Genomic DNA, 18,762 nt, shown 5'->3' on the forward strand with positions numbered 1-18,762 from the left:
CGTTTAGAGCAATGTATCTACATGTATTAGCTGACAAATAACTCACCATATATCAATAGGATGACTTCGCCTCGTTTCTGATATATGGTTTATTACGAGTAAGGAAATTATGAAGGTTAACTTAGTGACTAAATACGAAGATTCTCTCCCACTACAACTTATTCGGGCCAGAGACATCGCAATGGAATACTTTCGCCCAGTTTTAGCCAGCAATGACATAACAGAACAGCAATGGCGTGTCATGCGTGTATTGGATACGAAAGGGGAAATTGACTTTACTACACTCTCCCGCGAATCTTGTATTCTAAGCCCAAGTCTGACTGGCATCATTAATAGGCTAGAGAAGCTTGGTTACGTTGAAAAGAAAAAATGCGAACATGACGGTCGTAAATCATACATCCATTTGACCAATAAAGCCGTTGCGCTGGTTGAGACGCTTCGACCTCGCATCGAAGAGCAATATGTATCACTTAAACAACGGATGGGTGAAGAGAAGTACTCACAACTTTCCAATTTGCTCAACGAACTTATTGATAGCAAGCACTAAAACACCCGCTTAGGCGGGTGTTTTCACGTTTAGAACTCTAACTATGGCAATTAGGCCACTTCCGCTACTTTGACGTCAGCTTGCAGATGTTTAAATTGGCGGTCGAAGTACATGAGTGCGTCCTTATCCTGAGTCGTAATTGCTTCAACCTCTAAGAACAGCACTGTATGCGTACCCATTTCTTTCATATCACTAATACGCCCTTCCAGTGTCGTTAATGCTCCTTTTAACACTGGAACTTGATATTGATTTAGGTTCCACCCTTCTAAAGCAAAACGCTCTTCCATTTCCAATCCAGTCATCCCAGCGAAGTGCATGGACATTTCTTGGTGTTCACTCGCACATGTATTCACACACATACGACCATTTGCTTTGAAGATCTCATTTGACGCACTCGAGCGATTGACGCAGACCAATACAGTTGCCGGTGAGTCAGTCACCGAGCAAACTGCTGTCGCGGTAATGCCAACGGTTCCAGCCTCTCCGCCGGTAGTGACAATGTTGACCGCCGCAGCCAATTTAGACATAGCATTACGAAATTCTTGTTGTAGAGACATGGTATCTTCCTTATTTGATGACTTTAAATTGGTGCATTTATTAGCACTCCTTGTTATGTATCATCATTGTGGAGCACCTTGCTCGTACCGAACATAGACGGTTCACGCAATCGCTTGCACTTTTCGCAGTCCAGTGATTATAAAACTGCATAGAATTGACAATATTTCGAATATTCACTCTCGATAATTCTATTAAGCTCTGTTACCTTTACGCCATTAAATCGAGTGCTTTTAATTGATTAGACGGAACTATGCCTTCTCCACAAACCATCACAAAAATCGTAGAAATTGGCGACACACTTCATCGAAGTGGTTGTGCTCCATATAAAGTGGAAAAGTACGCGCAATACTATGCTCAAAAGCACGGACTTGATGTAATGGTTCAAGCAACACCTACCGCTATCAACTATCAGTTTCCGGACAAAAACAATACGGTAGTAATGAAGCGTTTAAAGCCAGCATCCATTAACCTCAGTTTGCTCGCGAATACCATTATCCGTATCAACCAACCAAGTAACGAACCGCTTCCTGAGCCCGTTGGTTACCCTAAATGGGTGGTTGCCCTAGCCAATATGGGGATTCCACCAGCCTATCTTATGTTGGTAGGAAGCACGCTTGAAGCGATTGGCTTCTCCATCTTATTGGGTTTGATGGTTTGGATATGCCAACTTATTTATAAAGGTCGCAACTCCATTGCTGTTGAGTTTGTATCTGCGTTATTGACAGGCGTTTTGGTTGCCTTCATTGCAAGTACAGGTGCGGCCATTCCTATTTGGGCGCTATGTATTGCATCGGTGGTACTATTTGTGCCCGGCCTATCCATTGCTAACTCTTTGGAGTGTTTGGCGTTCAATGATCTCGTTTCAGGTACTGCACTATTAGGACAGAGTGCCCTTACCCTCATCAAACTGTTCATTGGTGTGATAATGGGCTTGAATATTGGTGAAGCTTTATGGGGGCAAACAGAATCACTCTCTTATACCAATGAGGTGCCACTCTGGCTTCATTGCTTTGGATTACTGCTTATCTCTACCTCAATCGGTGTGATTTTCAACGCTAGACCTAAGGATATTTTGTTGGGTCTTCCCGTTGCTGTATTAGGTATGTGGGGGCCATTTTATTTAGGCTTTGATAGCGGCTGGATCGTCGGTACTTGGGTCACCACTGTATTGATAACGTTATACGGTACATGGGTAGCGAAACGCTTGGATCTAACAGGCTCAATTTATATTGTTCAAGGCATTATTATTCTTGTTCCTGGTAGCCGCGTTCTCGTTAGTGCAAGTCAATCAGTGTTTGAACAATCGATTCTTCCGATACCAAACATCGGTTTATCCGCATTATTTATGTTCTCTGCTATCGTAGCCGGACAAATAACCGCATATTCGATCTACTCACCAAAGATTGAGCGATAAAATACTTAATAAGAAGATTATTTTATAGAACTCTAATGGGATTCATAATAATAGAATTGTTTGCAAAATCTTTACAAAACTATTAATTCACTAATCGAAATAATGTTTTATATCAAAGAGTTATACCAAAAGCCCTTGTATTGACTTAGATCATAAAAATAAGCTCGTTTGTTTGAAATGTCATGTAATTGACACTTAAAAACGAGCTGAACTTCAAATATTCAGCAACTTTCCAAGTAACTATCTTTGACTTAAGTAAGAACTACCTTATATTCATGACTGGCTAGAAAAATAGTTCCATTGTTTACAAAAGGCATTCGTTGAATTCTCGGAATTCCCCCGACGCGTTGTACGCAATAGCAATTTACTTTTCCACGCTATAGCTGCCGGATTTGGCAAACAAGAAACAAAAGATAGTAAAATTTAGGATATAGATATGTCTAACACAGTTACTGGTACAGTTAAGTGGTTCAACGAAACTAAAGGCTTTGGCTTCATTCAACAAGAAAATGGTCCTGACGTGTTCGCTCACTTCAGCAACATCAAAGCGGACGGTTTCCGTACTCTAGCTGAAGGTCAAAAAGTGGCATTCAAAGTGACACAAGGCCAAAAAGGTCCTCAAGCTGAAGAGATTACTTTGGTATAACTGCCAGTAAGCAATACCTTTGATAAATAGCCAGCTAAGCTGGCTATTTTTATGTCACTTGAAGCACATTCTCTCTATTGTTTATACCCTTTTGCGCCCATAAGCGTACTATAGACATCACTATTCTACGAATTAGACACTCCCATGGCACTAAAACCAACCATATATAAGTTTCGCGTAGCGTTAACGGATATGAATCGAGATTATTATGACTCTTTTAATCTGACCGTAGCACTGCACCCTTCTGAAAACCATCAACGTATGATGGCAAGGCTCATGGCTTTTTGTCTCAATGCCTCTCCTGATCTGCAGTTCACAAAGGGACTATCGACGATTGAAGAGCCTGATATCTGGGAAAAATCTCTCGACGATCAAACCTTACTGTGGATTGATATCGGTGAGCCTGACGTTGAGCGTGTCAAAAAAGCGACACGTTTGGCTAAAAAGACCAAAGTATACAGCTTCAACACTAAAAGCGACGTATGGTGGCAGCAAAACCAAGGTAAATTCGGTTACCTCGATGCCAGTGTTTATCGTTTCAATAATGACTCGATTGAAGCCCTCTCTTCGCTAGTCACTCGCACAATGGATCTCTCAGTCATGATTACCGGAACCTCATTATTTGTTGACGCAGAGACTGGATCAGCAGAAGTGACGATTGAGGAGTTGCAAGACAAATGATCGAATTGAGGGAAGCGCTCAACAGTATTAAGGTTAATCAAATTCAACTTGTCAATGTTCAGTCTGAAGCACTGGATAATTTGTGTGAACGAGAAAACTTGCTGTATGCAACAGCTCAAGAGAACAAGCCAGAATCTAGCCCAACTCACCTGCTTCTTGGCCTTTTCACTAAGTTAAACGTTGAAGCTCTTTCCTCAGTTGAATCTCATATAGAGCAAATCTCTGAAATGAAATCCATATTCGATCAACAGCTTGAAGAGAAACATGCGAAGGCTTTTCGGCTACCGGTGCTGGAAGAGTTGCAACTCGTCACGCATATATGGCTATATATTCAAGGCTATCTTGGTATGGATTATAGTTTGGCCAATGACCACGCAACACAAACCAGTAACGCAATCAGTGAATTGCTCGATCAAAGCGCTGATGCTCTACGTACCGACTTTAACCAAAGCTATTATCTTGGTTTTCGAGAATTTGAAGCAAACAAACCACCGTCTTCTGGATGGAAACGGTGGTTTGAGAAATGGTTCAACTAGCGAGCTGAATCAGCTCGTTAGCGGCGATTAAAGGTTGGCGTGAGGTCCGAATACCTCGTAGTGAATTCTGTCTCGCTCAACGCCAATCGATTCAAGTTGCTTCACAACATGGTCCATAAAGACTACTGGGCCGCAGGTATAGAAGTGACCAAAGTTCGTTGGAAGAGAATCTTTGATTTGTGCTAGATCCATTAAACCTGTGCTCGAATTATTGATACCCTCTGCATTAAGTGGTTCACGATACCACACTCTATGGTTCCAACCTTTTGCTGATACGATGGTATCTACCTCATCAATGAAAGAATGTTGCTGTTCGTTTTCACAGGCATGCAAATAGGTAACAGGATCGGACTTGCCATCCTTTGCCAACTGTTGAAGCATTGCTTGCATTGGCGTACAGCCAACACCTGCAGAAATCAGAACGACCGGCTTATTAACTTCTTTGTAGAAGAAGTCCCCTGCAGGAGGCAGTATTTCGATCACCGCACCTACTTCCACTTCATCATGCAAATAGTGAGATACCAAACCTAACTGGTCGCTGTTATTACCTTCCTTCTTGACAGAAATTCGGTAATTTTCACCATTTGGAGCTTGGGAAAGTGAATACTGGCGAATTTCTACATTCTCACCTTTTGAAGGTGTGACCTGTACACCTAGGTACTGCCCTACTTCATAATCAAGGACTTTGCCGCCATCTTCTGGAGTAAGGACAAAACTCATAACCAACTCAGATTCAGGCTTTTTATCAGTTACCACAAATCGGCGAGTACCGCGCCATCCACCGGTCGCCTTTTCACGCAACTGGTATAGCTCTTCCTCACGATCAATAAAGATTTGCGCTAAGAATAGGTAAGCTTCAGTCCAAGCTTCTTCAACTTCTTTGGTAAACGCATCTGGCGCCAGCTCTCTTAAGGTCTCAATGAGGTGGTGACCAACGATTTGATAGTGTTCTGCTTTGATATTAAAACTAGTATGTTTGTGCGCGATACGTTCAACGGCTGTAGTAAGCGCCGCTAAGTTTTCAATATTTTTAGCATACGCAGCAACAGCTTCGAATAGAGCAACACTTTGACGCCCTGTCTTTTGGTGCGTCATATTGAAGATGTCCTTCAGCTCAGGGTTGTGAGAGAACATTCTTTGATAGAAATGCTGAGTTAAAGCAGGGCCTGCAGACTCAAGTAATGGAATTGTGCTCTTGATGATTTCGATATGGTTGTTATTTAGCATATACGCTCCCTAGAAGGCTTAGACTTTTACAGTACGAACTTCGACTGTCTCATATTGTTTTTTTATAGTTTTAGTTGTATCCCTTGAGATATTTCTCTCGGGTATAGTGCGAGTTGAGAATCACACTTATTTGTTTTTCAACGAATACCTACAAAGCACAGAGCGTGCCAATTTTGAAATCCTTAAAAACTCTCACTTATTCAAGAGTTAACTATTAAATATCAGTCAAAATGACTGCTTTAATTTAGGTCAATATGACTCTATAATGCCTAGCATACTCATTACCATAAGTTGTAATCTCCTATGCAAGACATTTCTCCTTCCAACTTAATGGAGCTGACTATTGGCCTAGCCAGCAGCAATAACGACCAAGAACGCTTCGATTCGCTTATCAATACCATCAGAAAAACCATCATGTGTGACTGTGTTGCCTTGTTATCACTTCAAGGTGATACGCTTGTTCCTCTCGCAATGCAGGGCTTAGGCCGCGATACTCTAGGGCGCAGGTTCGTTATTAGTGAACATCCAAGATTCGCTCAGATTTGCGCATCCACATCTCCGGTTATCTTTGACGCCGATTCTGAGTTGCCTGACCCATTTGACGGCTTGCTCATTGACCACCATGGCGATCTTCCAATGCACTCTTGTATGGGTTTGCCTTTGATTTTTGGCGACAAGATGTTGGGAGCCCTCACCCTCGATAGCCTAGGGACTAATGCTTTTGACCACATTCCAACGCGCAGCCTAGAAGTATTATCTGCCATTGCTGCATCCACATTAAAAATGGCACTAACTTTCTCTCAGCTGGAATACCAAGCCAAACAATCCAAACAGCTGCTTGAAGAACTCAACGTCGAAGCTTGGGAACGAGATGGCAGCGATATGATCGGTGATAGTGAGTTAATGCGCGTGTTGAAATCCGATATCGAAATTGTCGCGCCATCAGATTTTAATATCTTAATTCATGGTGAGACCGGTGTTGGTAAAGAGTTGGTGGCACGTAATCTACATTACCAATCAACTCGCCGACAGAATCCGTTAGTCTATGTTAACTGTGCGGCAATTCCTGAAAACCTCATCGAGAGTGAGTTATTTGGTCATGTAAAAGGGGCGTTCACGGGTGCAGATAAAAATCGCATGGGTAAGTTTGCGCTAGCCGATGGCGGGACACTATTTTTGGATGAAATTGGCGAGCTACCACTTGCAGCACAGAGTAAGCTTTTACGAGCATTACAGAATAACGAAATACAACCCGTTGGTAAGGATGAGATTCAAAAGATCAATGTTAGAGTCCTCGCCGCAACCAACCGTGAACTCAAGGAAGAAGTTGAACAAGGTAAGTTCCGCGCAGACCTTTATCACCGACTCAGTGTTTACCCAATTTCTGTACCGCCATTGCGTGAAAGAAACGGCGATATAGAGTTACTGGCAGGCTTCTTTCTGGAGCAAGCTCGACGTAAGCTTGGCATTAACCAAATCAAGCTAAGTCCAAATGTCGTATCTCATTTGAACCGCTATTCATGGCCCGGTAATGTTCGAGAGCTAGAACATGTTATTAACCGAGCAGCTCTGAAAGCGAAAGCAAGGCTGTTTGATAAGAAGGTGGTCACCGTAAGCATTGACGACTGTGGTCATTTTGACGATGAAAGCCGCATCACTCCGACCAAGCAAAGTAAAACAAGCGCTCCAATGATTGACCACTCGAAAGGCATTCGAGAGTCCACCGAAGAATATCAAAGAAGCTTGATATCCAATGCCTTAATTGAATGCGAGTATAACTGGGCTAAAGCAAGCAGAGTCCTTAAAACTGATCGAGCTAACTTGATTCGCTTATCGAAACGGTTGGGAATTAGTGTGACCAAAAGCCATACCCTTTCTCGCAGTTAATGTTAACCGTACCAGAATCGTAAATAAGATGTTAATATTCGACGGTATGTCTCGCATACCGTCATTATAATTTTCTAAAAACAACAAGACTGCTCAACAGGTTATTTATGAAGTTCATCCGTATTATTCTTGGTAAAATCATACTGCTATTAAATTTCGTTTTCTCTCCGCGTGGCGTTAAACGCACGCCTGAAGCACAGCAACAAGCCGATCAAAAAGCGCAAACTATGCAGCTCTATCAATTTGAAGCGTGTCCCTTTTGTGTGAAAGTACGTAGAGAAATGAAACGTCAATCAGTCAACATTGCATTGAAAGATGCTAAAAATGACTCAGTTGCGCGCGACGAACTGCTAGCGGGTGGCGGTAAAGTAAAAGTACCTTGTCTGAAGATCACTCAAGGTGGTGAAGAGAAATGGATGTATGAGTCTTCCGACATAGTTTCTTATCTGCAAAAAGAGTTTGCTTAGGCGTTATGGAAACCGTTATTTCACAGTACGTTTAGTAATTAAGGTAAGAATGTTCAGGACTTGAAGCGAGTTGTAAGTAGCTCCTCGCCTGCGAAGGGATGACGGTTGCTTCAGCGGCGGAGTCTAAAACTATTTTTTATAACTTACCTAAAAAAGAGCTCATTATGAGCTCTTTTTTTGTTTCCTAATTGCCGCTACACGGCTTGTTGCAAGTTTTCAGCATATTTACCTTGCTGCGCCATTACAAAGAAATTATCAATCCAATGCAGTATTAACGCAGAGTCTTGTGCTTTGTTTATTTCAATAAACGCTTGGTCATAATGCTGAGGCGTTAGGAGATGCTTACGCTTCTCCACCAATTTTTCTGTGAAGCTGGAGCTAAACTCAGGATGTCCTTGGACTGTGAATATATGATTATCTTTCACAAGCATAAAGTTAGGACAAAAATCATTAGTAGCAATAACTTTCACGCCGCCAGGAACAATAATCACTTGGTCTTGATGACTCACTAATAGTCGCGCAGAGTCTACAGACAGATTCATCCATTTCTTCTGAGCGGTAATTTGAACTTCATAGCTGCCAAGTCCCCACCCTTTTTCCGATTTTTGCACCTTGCCGCCGAGAGCTCTCGCAATAATCTGATGTCCAAAACAGATGCCTACTAGTGGACGTCGACGAGCTTCACAGCGCGTTATCCAGTCTATGAGTTTGAGAATCCAGGGATGATTATCGTAAGCATTGTGTACACTACCTGTGATTATAAACCCATGGCATTCATCATGATGAGGTAACTCTCCTTTTGTCGCATCGTAGTTCTGAAAAGTGAACTCATTGTTGACCTCATAGAGAGAGGCCTCAATCATGTCTGCGTATTGACCATGGTCATCTGATAGTGGCGAGTCCACATGGCCGCACGTTAATATCCCTATCTTCATTTATCACCTACTTCATTGTTGGCATTACAAATTCACTTTCTCTTTGCCCTTTAGGCCATCGAGCAGTAACCGTCTTCATACGAGTATAGAAGCGCACGCCATCATTGCCATGAACATTGAGAGGTCCAAAGATTGAGCGCTTCCAACCACCAAAGCTATGAAATGCCATTGGCACTGGAATTGGCACGTTCACCCCTACCATACCGATTTCTACTTTTTCTGAGAAGTCTCGCGCGGTATCACCATCACGAGTGAAAATTGCAGTACCATTACCGAATTCGTGCTCATTAATAAGTTGCAGTGCTTCTTGATAATCTTTGGCACGTACTACCGACAAAACGGGACCAAAAATCTCTTCGTTATAAATGGTCATATCTGGAGTAACATTGTCAAATAACGTCCCGCCGACAAAGTAACCAGGAGTAGAGGTATTGATGCCACGCCCGTCCACTACAAGCGTTGCGCCTTGGTCAACACCACTTTGAATATACTCCGTTACCTTGTTCATGTGAGGCTCGCTCACCAATGGACCCATTTCGTTTTCAGGTGATACTCCCAGCCCTGGGCCTACGCGCAGTGCTTCCACTTTTTGTTTCAACTGTGCCACTAATCGATCGGCAGTTTCATCACCGACAGCAACCGCCACTGAGATAGCCATACAACGCTCTCCCGCCGCACCATATGCCGCTCCCATAATAGCATTTGTCGCCCCTTCAAGGTCTGCATCTGGCATAACAACTAAGTGGTTCTTAGCACCGCCTAACGCTTGAACTCGTTTGCCATTTGCACTTCCTTTGCTGTAGATAGCTTCAGCGATCGGCGTTGAACCTACGAAACTCACGGCTGCAACGTCTGGTGACTCAAGAAGCGCATCAACCACTTCTTTATCACCTTGGACAACATTAAAAACGCCATCAGGAAGACCTGCTTGTTTCAATAACTCAGCCAGCTTCAAAGACGCACTCGGATCTTTTTCAGATGGTTTAAGGATAAAGCTGTTTCCGCAGGCAAGCGCTACTGGGATCATCCATAGCGGTACCATCACAGGGAAGTTAAATGGTGTAATACCAACGCAGACACCAACTGGCTGCATTAAAGAATAGCTATCTATCTCGCGTCCAACATTAAGTGAATGTTCACCTTTTAGCAGATGTGGGATACCACAAGAAAACTCAACCACTTCTAATCCACGTGTCAATTCTCCTAATGCATCACTGTGTACTTTGCCGTGCTCGGTAGAAATTAACGTAGCGAGCTCATCCGCGTTCTCTTCAAGCAAAGCTTTGAATCTGAACATGACTCGAGCACGTTGCAGTGGTGGTGTTGCTTGCCAAGCTTCTTGCGCCTGTTTCGCGACAGCCACAGCTTCTAGCGCTTCACTAACACTTGATAGCTGAACTTGCCCTCGCAACTCACCATTTGCTGGGTTAAACAAGTCTGCGTTTCTTCCGCTGTGGCTCTCTACCATTCGGCCGTTGATAAAATTAGATACCAAAACTGACATAGTCTTATTCCTTGTAATCAATATTCTGCAAAACGTCTGCAATCAGAGTAAATAAATCGTCGATATGCTGCTTCTCAATAATCAGCGGCGGAGATAGCGCGATGATGTCCCCAGTGACACGAATCAGAGCGCCCTTCTCGAAACACTTGGTAAAGACTTGGAACGCTCTAGATCCTGGCTTACCCGCAATTCCTTCTAACTCAATACCAGCAATCAAACCATAATTGCGAAGGTCTTTTACGTGAGGTAGCCCTTTCAAGCTATGGACCGCTTGCTCCCAATAATCTGAGAGCTCAGCCGCTCGTGTATAGAGATTCTCATTGCGATAAATATCTAGTGTCGCTAAACCAGCCGCTGCGGCTACTGGGTGGCCGGAATAGGTGTAGCCATGGAACAACTCGATAGCTTGACTATCTGGAGCCACCATCGCTTGGTAAATTTCGTCGCTGACAAAAACGGCTCCCATAGGAATAGCACCATTAGTTAAGCCTTTAGCGGTAGTAATAATGTCAGGCTTGACGTCGAATTCTTGCGCTGCAAAAGGACTACCGATGCGACCAAATCCTGTAATAACCTCATCGAATATCAATAGAATGCCATGTTGGGTACAGATTTCACGAAGACGTTTCAGGTAACCTTTAGGAGGAAGAATTACCCCCGTAGATCCCGCAATCGGCTCAACAATAACCGCAGCAATGTTGCTCGCATCATGCAGAGTAACGATATTGTTTAGGCTTTCCGCCCAGCCGGGATCGTAATCAGGTAGCCCTTTGCTAAAGCCGCTATTTTCAATGCTCAATGTATGCGGAAGGTGGTCGACACCAGTTAACAGACTGCCAAATGTCTTGCGGTTATTAACAATTCCACCTACCGAAATACCACCAAACCCGACGCCGTGATAACCACGCTCTCGACCAATTAGGCGCGTACGAGTCCCTTGTCCGATACATCTCTGATAAGCCAACGCAATTTTTAGTGCGGTATCAACAGATTCAGAACCTGAGTTAGTGAAAAATACGCGATTCAAACCTGATGGAGCGATTTCTGAGAGTGACTCAGCAAATTCAAATGGCAATGGATGACCCATTTGAAATGTTGGCGCAAAGTCTAGATTGTGAATCTGACTCGCCACCGCTTCACTGATTTCATGACGCCCGTGTCCTGCATTACAGCACCATAGACCTGCTGTACCGTCGAGTATCTTGCGTTTATCTTCTGACGTGTAGTACATCCCTTCAGCTGAAACTAACATGCGTGGCGCTGATTTAAACTGCGAGTTAGCAGTAAACGGCATCCAAAAAGCATCCATATTTCCTGAACTAGTTGTACCTTGCTTGTTTATACCTTGCATCGTGCACTCCAACTAAAAATACTGAACAGCATTGTTTCTTTTACTAAACACCGCTAAACACTCGAACTACAGCATGTAAATGCAATGTTATTAAATAATGAACAAAATTGACTATAGAACGTTTTATTTGCCTATTCAATGATTAAATTATAAACATTTGCTGGTTTTTTCTGTTTAGTGAGCTAGGATTGTGTTTAGTTTACTAATCACAAAGGGAAGAGTTGGAGATTTCGCCCAATGGAAACAGAAATAGGACCAAGGTTTAAAGCACTAAGAGAACGTGCAGGCTTATCACAGCGTGAGTTAGCCAAAAGAGCCGGCGTGACCAATGGATTCATTTCTCAGATTGAAAGTAACGCCGTAAGCCCGTCTGTCGCGTCGCTGAGTAAACTACTTAGCAAGATCCCTTCATCTATGGCGGAGTTTTTTGCGGTTGATGAACCAAAGCCTGATCAGTTTTTTTCACGCAAACAGCAACAACCAGAAATAGGCCGAGGAAAGATCAGCTATCGCCAGATAGGTCACTATCACGACGACAGGCAAATTGGCATGTTGAGAGAAACACTCGCTCCAGGTGCAGACACCGGAGATGAGATGCTCGCTCACGAAGGTCAAGAGTGCGGTGTTATTGTCCAAGGCGAGTTGGAGCTCACGGTCGACAGTGAAGTCGTCGTTCTACATGAAGGCGACAGCTATTATTTCGACAGTACACGTACTCACCGATTTAGAAATACTTCTGATATTGATTGCATCATTGTCAGTGCAAACTCACCAGCCAGTTTTTAAGGAAGAAGGTAAACAATATGGACACTATGACTTGGCATGATAAAGCCGAAGCGTTGAGTTTTCGTACTCAGGCCTTTATCAACGGACACTTTGTTGATTCAGTCTCCGGCGATACGTTTGAAATCATCAACCCAGCAACAGGTCACCTATTGGCGCATGTCGCCCGCTGCACAGATAAAGATGTCGAGCTTGCAGTAAATGCTGCTCGTCAAGCGTTTGAGAGCCGTGTCTGGTGTGGTCTACCACCGGCAGAGCGTAAAGCGATCCTACTTAACTACGCTAAGCTCATTGACGAACATAAAGAAGAGTTTGCCCTTCTCGAATCACTCGATATGGGTAAGCCGATATCAGATGCAATGGGATATGACGCGCCGGCTACCGCGCGCTGCATTCAATGGAACGCAGAAGCCATAGACAAAGTCTATGATGAAGTTGCCCCAGTAACAGAAGGAGCATTAGCACTTGTGACTCACGAAGCACTAGGTGTCGTTGCGGCAATCGTACCTTGGAACTTCCCTACTGTTATGGCGGCTTGGAAGATTGGGCCCGCATTAGCAACCGGTAATTCAGTTATTGTGAAGCCTTCTGAGAAATCACCTCTCACCGCTATTTTGCTCGCCGACTTGGCCAAACAAGCAGGTATTCCAGACGGAGTGTTTCAAGTGCTCCCTGGCTTTGGCCATGAGGCAGGACAAGCATTAGCGCTTCACAACGATGTCGATTGTATCACTTTTACTGGTTCAACCGCCGTAGGTAAAAAGCTGTTATCTTTCGCGGGTGAATCCAACCTAAAACGTGCATTTATGGAATGTGGCGGCAAGAGCCCCCACATTGTACATCACGACGTTAAAGATATAGAAAAAGCTGCTGCAACAGCCGCCTCTGCTATCTGTTACAACCAAGGGGAAGTGTGTACAGCAGGTTCACGACTTCTGGTTCATTCCTCTATTAAAGATGAGTTTATTGAACTGGTTAAGAAATACATGTCGAATTGGCAGCCTGCCGATCCTCTTGAGAGTGATACTCGGGTCGGTGCGATAGTAGATGCTGCACAGTATGAGCGTGTATTAAGTTACATCGACATTGGTCAGACAGAAGGAGCAACACTAGCTTACGGTGGTAAGCCTGCAATGGGCAACACCGATGGTTTCTTTATTCAACCCGCTTTGTTTACTGATGTCACACCCGATATGCGCATCTATAAAGAAGAGATTTTTGGGCCCGTTCTATGTGTTACTAGTTTTGACTCGATTGATGAAGCGATCCAACTTGCTAACGATAGCGAATACGGGTTGGCGGCAGGTATTTGGACATCTGACATGTCAACAGCCATTAAATGCTCTCGTGCATTAAGAGCGGGAACGGTATTCGTGAACAACTGGGATGGCGGTGACATGACTATGCCGTTTGGTGGATACAAGCAAAGTGGTAACGGTCGTGATAAGTCGCTGCATGCTCTGCATAAATACACTGAAGTGAAATCGACGTGGATTGAATTAGACTAGAGTTCTCTTTCAACACAAGAAAAATAGCGAAGCTCATGCTTCGCTATTTTTTTATTCAAAGACTTTAGAAAGTTGGAGGTGTCGCCGCACTAATAAGCTCACATTCGACCTTTCCTTTATTACGAAAGCGATGTGGTTTGCGAGTTTCAAAGTAATACGAGTCACCTGCCTTTAATACTCTAGTATGGCTGCCAACCGTAATCTCAATTTCTCCTCGAATAATGACACCGCCCTCTTCTCCATCATGCTCGATGAAGTCAGTCCCCGTATCTGAGCCTGGCGGATAAATCTCTCTCAAGACTGCTAGTTGACGCCCTTCTCGCTTTGCACCAACTAGCAACATTTTTATCTGTCCATCCCCTAAATCCGCCATCTGTTCTGCACTAAAGAAGATGTCATCTTTAGGCTCAACGTCGAGGGTGAAGAACTCTCCCATTGAGATTGGTATAGCATCGAGGATCTTTTTCAAAGAGCCAACGGACGGGTTTACTAAGTTCTGTTCTATTTGAGAGATCATGGAGTTGGTTACACCACTTCGTTTAGCAAGTTCACGCTGTGACATCCCACGCATGGTACGAATTGTTTTTAGTTGCTTACCTACATCCATGTCTTTCTCCCAAATTAGAACCGATTACTTAGCATCAACCACTTGCTGAACTATTGTTGACTCATTTTCATTTCAAGCAGCCTACGCTTTTCCGCCTTCGCCATCAACCACCACGCAATAAACGTGGCACAAGACACTGCTAATATGGTCAGTGTTGCTAATGCATTGATTTTAGGGCTAACACCTAAACGGACACTTGAGAATACCACCATAGGTAATGTTGTCGCACTTGGACCAGATACGAAGCTCGCAATCACTAAGTCATCTAATGACAAGGTAAACGCTAATAACCATCCCGCCAAAATAGCGGGTGCAATCGAAGGCAGCGTTATCTGTAAGAACACTTTCCAAGGTGGTGCGCCCAAGTCCATAGCAGCTTCTTCGATAGAGCGATCGACTTCTTGAAGTCGAGAACTCACTACTACCGTGACATAAGCCGTACAGAAAGTTACATGGGCAATCCAAATGGTCATCATGCCTCGCTGGCTAAACAGGTCAAACACTTGTCCCATCGCAATGAATAACAATAGTAGAGAAAGACCTGTAATAACCTCTGGCATAACCAAGGGTGCCGTGATCATAAAGGCAAACCCAGTTTCCCCTTTAAATTTCCCAAAGCGGTTCAATACAAATGCAGCAATAGTACCTAGAACAACAGCCGCGCTGGCTGATAAAAAGCCTATCATCAGACTCAGCTTCACACCGCCCATGAGCAAATCATCTTCTAGTAGCTCAAAATACCATTTAAACGAAAAACCGGACCATACCGTAACCAATCGGTTTTCGTTAAATGAATAAACAATCAGAATCAGAATTGGCAGATAAAGAAAGGTAAAACCCGCCGCCAAAATACACCACTTCAGTTTACTGTTATAGACCGGAATGTCGTTCATGCTTGCGCCTCCAGTTCACGTTTTTGATAACGATGGAACCATAAGATAGGCAACATCAAAATAAGCAACATTACGATAGCTACCGCCGAAGCGACTGGCCAATCTCGGTTGTTAAAGAACTCTTGCCACAAGACTTTACCAATCAATACTGTATCAGGCCCGCCAAGTAGTTCCGGGATAACAAACTCACCCACAGCAGGGATGAACACTAACATCGACCCTGCGATAATACCGGCACGAGTCAATGGTACGAGAACCGTGAATAGTGTCGTTACTGGTTTCGCCCCGAGATCACTTGCCGCTTCCAGTAAGGAGTAATCCACTCGCATCAATGCGGTATAAAGAGGCAGAACCATAAAGGGTAAATAGGTATAGATAATACCAATATAAACTGCAGTATCTGTGTGTAATATCTTGAGCGGTTCCTCAATAACACCGAAGGTCATCAACATATTGTTCAGAAGGCCGTTATTCTTGAGGATTCCTATCCAAGCATAAACACGAATCAAAAAGCTGGTCCACGATGGCAATATGATCAGCATTAATAACACATTTCGAGTTGACGGCTTCGAATGAACAATAGCCCAGGCAATCGGAAAACCAATCACTAAGCAAAGTAATGTAGAGATAAGTGCAATACGAATCGACTGTAAATACGACGAAGCGTATAAGTCATCTTCTATCAGATATTGATAGTTGCCGACGTTGAGTAATAGCTGCAACTGCTGCTCAGCATAACTAAGCAATTCAGAATAAGGTGGAATCGATATTTGAGCTTCAGCAAAACTGATTTTGAATACGATTAGAAACGGCAATAGAAAGAACAGCAGTAACCATCCGTAGGGAACAGCAAGCAATAAGCACTTTGGCGTGGGAACAATACGCCAAATATTGAGTTTGGCTTGTTTCTTCATAGTTTCAGTACCACGCAGCTTTCCATGTCCCAGCAAAGATTGACTCTTTGCTCCCACGTTGGCATACCTTTTCTCACACGGCTCGTGTTTTGTAGCGTTGCAGTGACCAACTTGCCGGAATCCAAACGAACATGGTAAATGGATTGGTTGCCCATATAGGCGATATCTTCCACCACCCCACTACAAGAATTACTAGAGTGATGGGTATGGTCACATAGCGTCATTTTTTCTGGTCGAACAGCTATCATCAAAGGGATACCCGGAGCACCTGAAATACCATGATTAATAGTAATCACATTCGATAGGTCTGGGGTTCGAACCGTCGATTTATCGCTAAGATTGGTTTCTAGAACACCCTCAAAAATATTGACCGAGCCGATGAATTTCGCGGCAAACTTCGAGTTCGGATGCTCGTAAATAGCTTCTGGAGAACCAATTTGCACAAACTGGCCTTTGTTCATAATGGCGATACGTGTTGCCATGGTCATCGCTTCTTCTTGGTCATGCGTGACCATCACACAGGTAACACCCACACTTTCCAGTATGTCGACCACCTCAAGCTGCATTTTTTCGCGTAAGTTTTTATCCAGTGCACCCATTGGCTCATCTAGCAAAAGTAGCTTTGGTTTTTTAGCTAGGCTTCTGGCGAGTGCAACACGTTGTTTTTGACCGCCAGATAATTGGTGCGGTTTACGCTTCGCGAAATCTGTCATTCTGACCAGCTCAAGCATATGCTTAACGGTACTAGCAATTTCTTGGCTTGGCATACCGTCTTGCTTCAACCCAAACGCAATGTTCTTTTCTACGGTCATGTGAGGAAACAGTGCATAGGACTGAAACATCATATTGACAGGTCGTTTGTATGGAGGGATATCGGCAAGATCTTCACCATCAAGAATAATCTGTCCTGCGCTTGGTTGTTCAAATCCAGCGAGCATTCGTAGCAAGGTTGATTTTCCGCACCCCGACGCGCCTAATAGCGCAAACAGTTCACCTTGGTTGATCGTAAGATCGATGTTATCTACCGCAAGATGGCCGCCGAAGTCCTTCGTCAGTCCTCGGATCTCTAATAATGGTTTTGGTGGCACCGGCGAAACATGTTGGTGATTGAGTTCTGTATCAAGTGACATCACTGTCATGGTAGTCTCCAAGCAAAATTGGCGACTCAAAGCGAGTCGCCAAATTAGGGTTTGATCAGTTCTTAATGAAATCCGTCCAAGCGCGAGTCATAGCACGTGATGTCTTATGCGGTAACATCTTTGAGCTATATAACTTCGCTTGCGCTTCTTCTGTTGGGTAGATTCCTGGATCTTCCAAGATTTCTGCGTCAATAAACTCACGTGATGGTGGGTTTGGATTCGCATACCAAACATAGTTACTGATTTCAGCAATCACTTCTGGACGAAGTAGATAGTTGATAAACAAGTGAGCGTTTTCTGGGTGCTTCGCTTCTTTTGGAATCGCCATTAAATCAAACCAGGCAAGCGCTCCCTCTTTTGGAATCGAGTACGCCACTTCTACGCCATTATCTGCTTCAGCTGCACGATCTGCCGCTTGCAGCACATCGCCTGACCAACCAATTGCTACACATACATCGCCGTTAGCTAGGTCATTGATGTATTGTGATGAATGGAAATAGGTTACATAAGGACGAACTTGCTTAAGCAGTGCAAGCGCATCTTTTTTATAAGCGTTAGGATCAGTACTGTTTGGATCTTTGCCGATATAGTTCAGCGCCGCTGCCATGATCTCTGTCGGTGCATTCAGGAAACCAACACCACACTTAGAAAGTTTCTCCATGTTTTCTGGTTTGAATACTAAATCCCAGCTATCAACTGGCGCGTCTTCACCCAAGACCTCTTTCACTTTAGCAACGTTGTAACCGATGCCCGTTGTGCCCCAAAGATATGGCACAGAGTAAGCGTTGTCGGGGTCGACAGTGTCCGCCAGAATCCCCATTAATTTAGGGTCTAGGTTACTGTAGTTAGTTAGCTTTGACTTATCCAGCTTTTGGAACGCGCCAGCTTTGGCTTGACGTCCCAGAAAATCATTACTTGGCACAACTAAGTCAAAGCCTGTATTACCAGATAATATCTTCGCCTCTAATACTTCATTTGAGTCGAATACATCGTAAACCACCTTGATGCCTGTCTCTTCCTCAAACTTTTTAATCGTATCTTCCGCGATATAGTCTGACCAGTTATAGATATTGAGCACTTTTTCCTCAGCCGCATAGGATGTCATTGAGCTAAGTCCTATCGTCATCCCTAACGCGATACCGAAGCATGCTTTTGTTTTCTCCAT

At 43.8% G+C, this 18,762-nt stretch carries 19 protein-coding genes; 9 read left to right on the top strand and 10 right to left on the bottom strand.

Annotated features, from left to right (window positions below; all coding sequences use genetic code 11):
• The first annotated feature begins 109 nt into the window (after window positions 1-109).
• Window positions 110-547 carry a homoprotocatechuate degradation operon regulator HpaR gene (gene hpaR / locus JKJ11_RS19940; protein ID WP_006069563.1) on the top strand — a complete coding sequence of 146 codons (438 nt, stop codon included), beginning with the start codon at window positions 110-112 and terminating at the stop codon, window positions 545-547.
• Between the two features lie 50 nt (window positions 548-597).
• On the opposite strand, the gene hpaC is transcribed toward hpaR, so the two are convergent.
• Window positions 598-1,104 (bottom strand): 4-hydroxyphenylacetate 3-monooxygenase, reductase component, encoded by a 507-nt coding sequence (gene hpaC, locus JKJ11_RS19945; protein WP_006069562.1) that lies wholly within the window; start codon window positions 1,102-1,104, stop codon window positions 598-600.
• A 251-nt stretch (window positions 1,105-1,355) separates the two neighbouring features.
• On the opposite strand from hpaC, the gene JKJ11_RS19950 reads away from it, so the two are divergent.
• The 4 genes from JKJ11_RS19950 (at window position 1,356) to JKJ11_RS19965 (ending at window position 4,382) form a co-directional block, all read left to right on the top strand.
• Window positions 1,356-2,519: a threonine/serine exporter family protein gene (locus JKJ11_RS19950; RefSeq protein WP_240205483.1), complete on the top strand. Its 1,164-nt coding sequence runs from the start codon at window positions 1,356-1,358 to the stop codon at window positions 2,517-2,519.
• 436 nt (window positions 2,520-2,955) lie between these two features.
• The gene (locus JKJ11_RS19955; RefSeq protein ID WP_006069560.1) at window positions 2,956-3,165 is read left to right on the top strand and encodes a cold-shock protein; all 210 of its coding nucleotides are present in this window, start codon (window positions 2,956-2,958) and stop codon (window positions 3,163-3,165) included.
• A 144-nt stretch (window positions 3,166-3,309) separates the two neighbouring features.
• Window positions 3,310-3,846: a YaeQ family protein gene (locus JKJ11_RS19960; protein ID WP_006069559.1), complete on the top strand. Its 537-nt coding sequence runs from the start codon at window positions 3,310-3,312 to the stop codon at window positions 3,844-3,846.
• Window positions 3,843-4,382, top strand: coding sequence for a hypothetical protein (locus JKJ11_RS19965; RefSeq protein ID WP_252039859.1), 540 nt, complete (start codon window positions 3,843-3,845; stop codon window positions 4,380-4,382). The genes JKJ11_RS19960 and JKJ11_RS19965 overlap by 4 nt, the downstream gene beginning before the upstream one ends.
• Window positions 4,383-4,409: 27 nt before the next feature.
• Here the strand turns inward: JKJ11_RS19965 and hmpA are convergent, their stop codons facing one another.
• Entirely contained in the window at window positions 4,410-5,609 is a 1,200-nt protein-coding gene (gene hmpA / locus JKJ11_RS19970; protein ID WP_171390959.1) for an NO-inducible flavohemoprotein, read from the bottom strand.
• A 303-nt stretch (window positions 5,610-5,912) separates the two neighbouring features.
• On the opposite strand from hmpA, the gene norR reads away from it, so the two are divergent.
• Together norR and JKJ11_RS19980 are read left to right on the top strand one after the other, a co-directional pair.
• Window positions 5,913-7,496 (top strand): nitric oxide reductase transcriptional regulator NorR, encoded by a 1,584-nt coding sequence (gene norR / locus JKJ11_RS19975; RefSeq protein WP_006069556.1) that lies wholly within the window; start codon window positions 5,913-5,915, stop codon window positions 7,494-7,496.
• A gap of 107 nt (window positions 7,497-7,603) precedes the next feature.
• The gene (locus JKJ11_RS19980) at window positions 7,604-7,963 is read left to right on the top strand and encodes a glutaredoxin family protein (RefSeq protein ID WP_088878657.1); all 360 of its coding nucleotides are present in this window, start codon (window positions 7,604-7,606) and stop codon (window positions 7,961-7,963) included.
• Between the two features lie 194 nt (window positions 7,964-8,157).
• Here JKJ11_RS19980 and JKJ11_RS19985 read toward each other — a convergent pair whose 3' ends face one another.
• Genes JKJ11_RS19985 through aptA form a run of 3 tightly spaced genes read right to left on the bottom strand, consistent with a single transcriptional unit; the run spans window position 8,158 to window position 11,753 of the window.
• Window positions 8,158-8,898 carry a type 1 glutamine amidotransferase gene (locus JKJ11_RS19985; RefSeq protein ID WP_038227038.1) on the bottom strand — a complete coding sequence of 247 codons (741 nt, stop codon included), beginning with the start codon at window positions 8,896-8,898 and terminating at the stop codon, window positions 8,158-8,160.
• Between the two features lie 7 nt (window positions 8,899-8,905).
• Window positions 8,906-10,402 (bottom strand): CoA-acylating methylmalonate-semialdehyde dehydrogenase, encoded by a 1,497-nt coding sequence (locus JKJ11_RS19990; RefSeq protein WP_252039860.1) that lies wholly within the window; start codon window positions 10,400-10,402, stop codon window positions 8,906-8,908.
• Window positions 10,403-10,406: 4 nt separating this feature from the next.
• Window positions 10,407-11,753: an omega-aminotransferase AptA gene (gene aptA / locus JKJ11_RS19995; protein ID WP_006069552.1), complete on the bottom strand. Its 1,347-nt coding sequence runs from the start codon at window positions 11,751-11,753 to the stop codon at window positions 10,407-10,409.
• 237 nt (window positions 11,754-11,990) lie between these two features.
• On the opposite strand from aptA, the gene JKJ11_RS20000 reads away from it, so the two are divergent.
• Both JKJ11_RS20000 and JKJ11_RS20005 read left to right on the top strand, forming a co-directional pair.
• On the top strand, window positions 11,991-12,539 hold the full coding sequence (locus tag JKJ11_RS20000; protein WP_038227041.1) for a cupin domain-containing protein: 549 nt from the start codon (window positions 11,991-11,993) through the stop codon (window positions 12,537-12,539).
• A gap of 17 nt (window positions 12,540-12,556) precedes the next feature.
• Window positions 12,557-14,044, top strand: a complete 1,488-nt coding sequence (locus tag JKJ11_RS20005; RefSeq protein ID WP_252039861.1) for an aldehyde dehydrogenase — start codon at window positions 12,557-12,559, stop codon at window positions 14,042-14,044.
• Between the two features lie 64 nt (window positions 14,045-14,108).
• Here the strand turns inward: JKJ11_RS20005 and JKJ11_RS20010 are convergent, their stop codons facing one another.
• From JKJ11_RS20010 to JKJ11_RS20030, 5 genes are read right to left on the bottom strand one after another with little or no spacing between them, the layout of a single operon-like run.
• The gene (locus JKJ11_RS20010) at window positions 14,109-14,651 is read right to left on the bottom strand and encodes a cupin domain-containing protein (RefSeq protein WP_006069549.1); all 543 of its coding nucleotides are present in this window, start codon (window positions 14,649-14,651) and stop codon (window positions 14,109-14,111) included.
• 50 nt (window positions 14,652-14,701) lie between these two features.
• Window positions 14,702-15,544, bottom strand: coding sequence for an ABC transporter permease subunit (locus JKJ11_RS20015; protein ID WP_006069548.1), 843 nt, complete (start codon window positions 15,542-15,544; stop codon window positions 14,702-14,704).
• The gene (gene potH, locus JKJ11_RS20020; RefSeq protein ID WP_006069547.1) at window positions 15,541-16,458 is read right to left on the bottom strand and encodes a putrescine ABC transporter permease PotH; all 918 of its coding nucleotides are present in this window, start codon (window positions 16,456-16,458) and stop codon (window positions 15,541-15,543) included. Before potH ends, JKJ11_RS20015 begins: the two co-directional genes overlap by 4 nt.
• A complete protein-coding gene (gene potG / locus JKJ11_RS20025; protein WP_031494535.1) occupies window positions 16,455-17,597 on the bottom strand; it encodes a putrescine ABC transporter ATP-binding subunit PotG in 1,143 nt (380 codons plus the stop codon). Before potG ends, potH begins: the two co-directional genes overlap by 4 nt.
• 55 nt (window positions 17,598-17,652) lie before the next feature.
• Window positions 17,653-18,762 carry a polyamine ABC transporter substrate-binding protein gene (locus tag JKJ11_RS20030; protein ID WP_006069545.1) on the bottom strand — a complete coding sequence of 370 codons (1,110 nt, stop codon included), beginning with the start codon at window positions 18,760-18,762 and terminating at the stop codon, window positions 17,653-17,655.

The sequence above is a fragment of the Vibrio sp. SCSIO 43133 genome, assembly GCF_023716845.1.
Taxonomy (GTDB): Bacteria; Pseudomonadota; Gammaproteobacteria; order Enterobacterales; family Vibrionaceae; genus Vibrio; species Vibrio mediterranei.

Coding starts and splice junctions, on each gene's coding strand:
- hpaR (WP_006069563.1), top strand. CDS start 110: ATGAAGGTTAACTTAGTGACTAAATACGAAGATTCTCTCCCACTACAA.
- hpaC (WP_006069562.1), bottom strand. CDS start 1,104: ATGTCTCTACAACAAGAATTTCGTAATGCTATGTCTAAATTGGCTGCG.
- JKJ11_RS19950 (WP_240205483.1), top strand. CDS start 1,356: ATGCCTTCTCCACAAACCATCACAAAAATCGTAGAAATTGGCGACACA.
- JKJ11_RS19955 (WP_006069560.1), top strand. CDS start 2,956: ATGTCTAACACAGTTACTGGTACAGTTAAGTGGTTCAACGAAACTAAA.
- JKJ11_RS19960 (WP_006069559.1), top strand. CDS start 3,310: ATGGCACTAAAACCAACCATATATAAGTTTCGCGTAGCGTTAACGGAT.
- JKJ11_RS19965 (WP_252039859.1), top strand. CDS start 3,843: ATGATCGAATTGAGGGAAGCGCTCAACAGTATTAAGGTTAATCAAATT.
- hmpA (WP_171390959.1), bottom strand. CDS start 5,609: ATGCTAAATAACAACCATATCGAAATCATCAAGAGCACAATTCCATTA.
- norR (WP_006069556.1), top strand. CDS start 5,913: ATGCAAGACATTTCTCCTTCCAACTTAATGGAGCTGACTATTGGCCTA.
- JKJ11_RS19980 (WP_088878657.1), top strand. CDS start 7,604: ATGAAGTTCATCCGTATTATTCTTGGTAAAATCATACTGCTATTAAAT.
- JKJ11_RS19985 (WP_038227038.1), bottom strand. CDS start 8,898: ATGAAGATAGGGATATTAACGTGCGGCCATGTGGACTCGCCACTATCA.
- JKJ11_RS19990 (WP_252039860.1), bottom strand. CDS start 10,402: ATGTCAGTTTTGGTATCTAATTTTATCAACGGCCGAATGGTAGAGAGC.
- aptA (WP_006069552.1), bottom strand. CDS start 11,753: ATGCAAGGTATAAACAAGCAAGGTACAACTAGTTCAGGAAATATGGAT.
- JKJ11_RS20000 (WP_038227041.1), top strand. CDS start 11,991: ATGGAAACAGAAATAGGACCAAGGTTTAAAGCACTAAGAGAACGTGCA.
- JKJ11_RS20005 (WP_252039861.1), top strand. CDS start 12,557: ATGGACACTATGACTTGGCATGATAAAGCCGAAGCGTTGAGTTTTCGT.
- JKJ11_RS20010 (WP_006069549.1), bottom strand. CDS start 14,651: ATGGATGTAGGTAAGCAACTAAAAACAATTCGTACCATGCGTGGGATG.
- JKJ11_RS20015 (WP_006069548.1), bottom strand. CDS start 15,544: ATGAACGACATTCCGGTCTATAACAGTAAACTGAAGTGGTGTATTTTG.
- potH (WP_006069547.1), bottom strand. CDS start 16,458: ATGAAGAAACAAGCCAAACTCAATATTTGGCGTATTGTTCCCACGCCA.
- potG (WP_031494535.1), bottom strand. CDS start 17,597: ATGACAGTGATGTCACTTGATACAGAACTCAATCACCAACATGTTTCG.
- JKJ11_RS20030 (WP_006069545.1), bottom strand. CDS start 18,762: ATGGAGAAAACAAAAGCATGCTTCGGTATCGCGTTAGGGATGACGATA.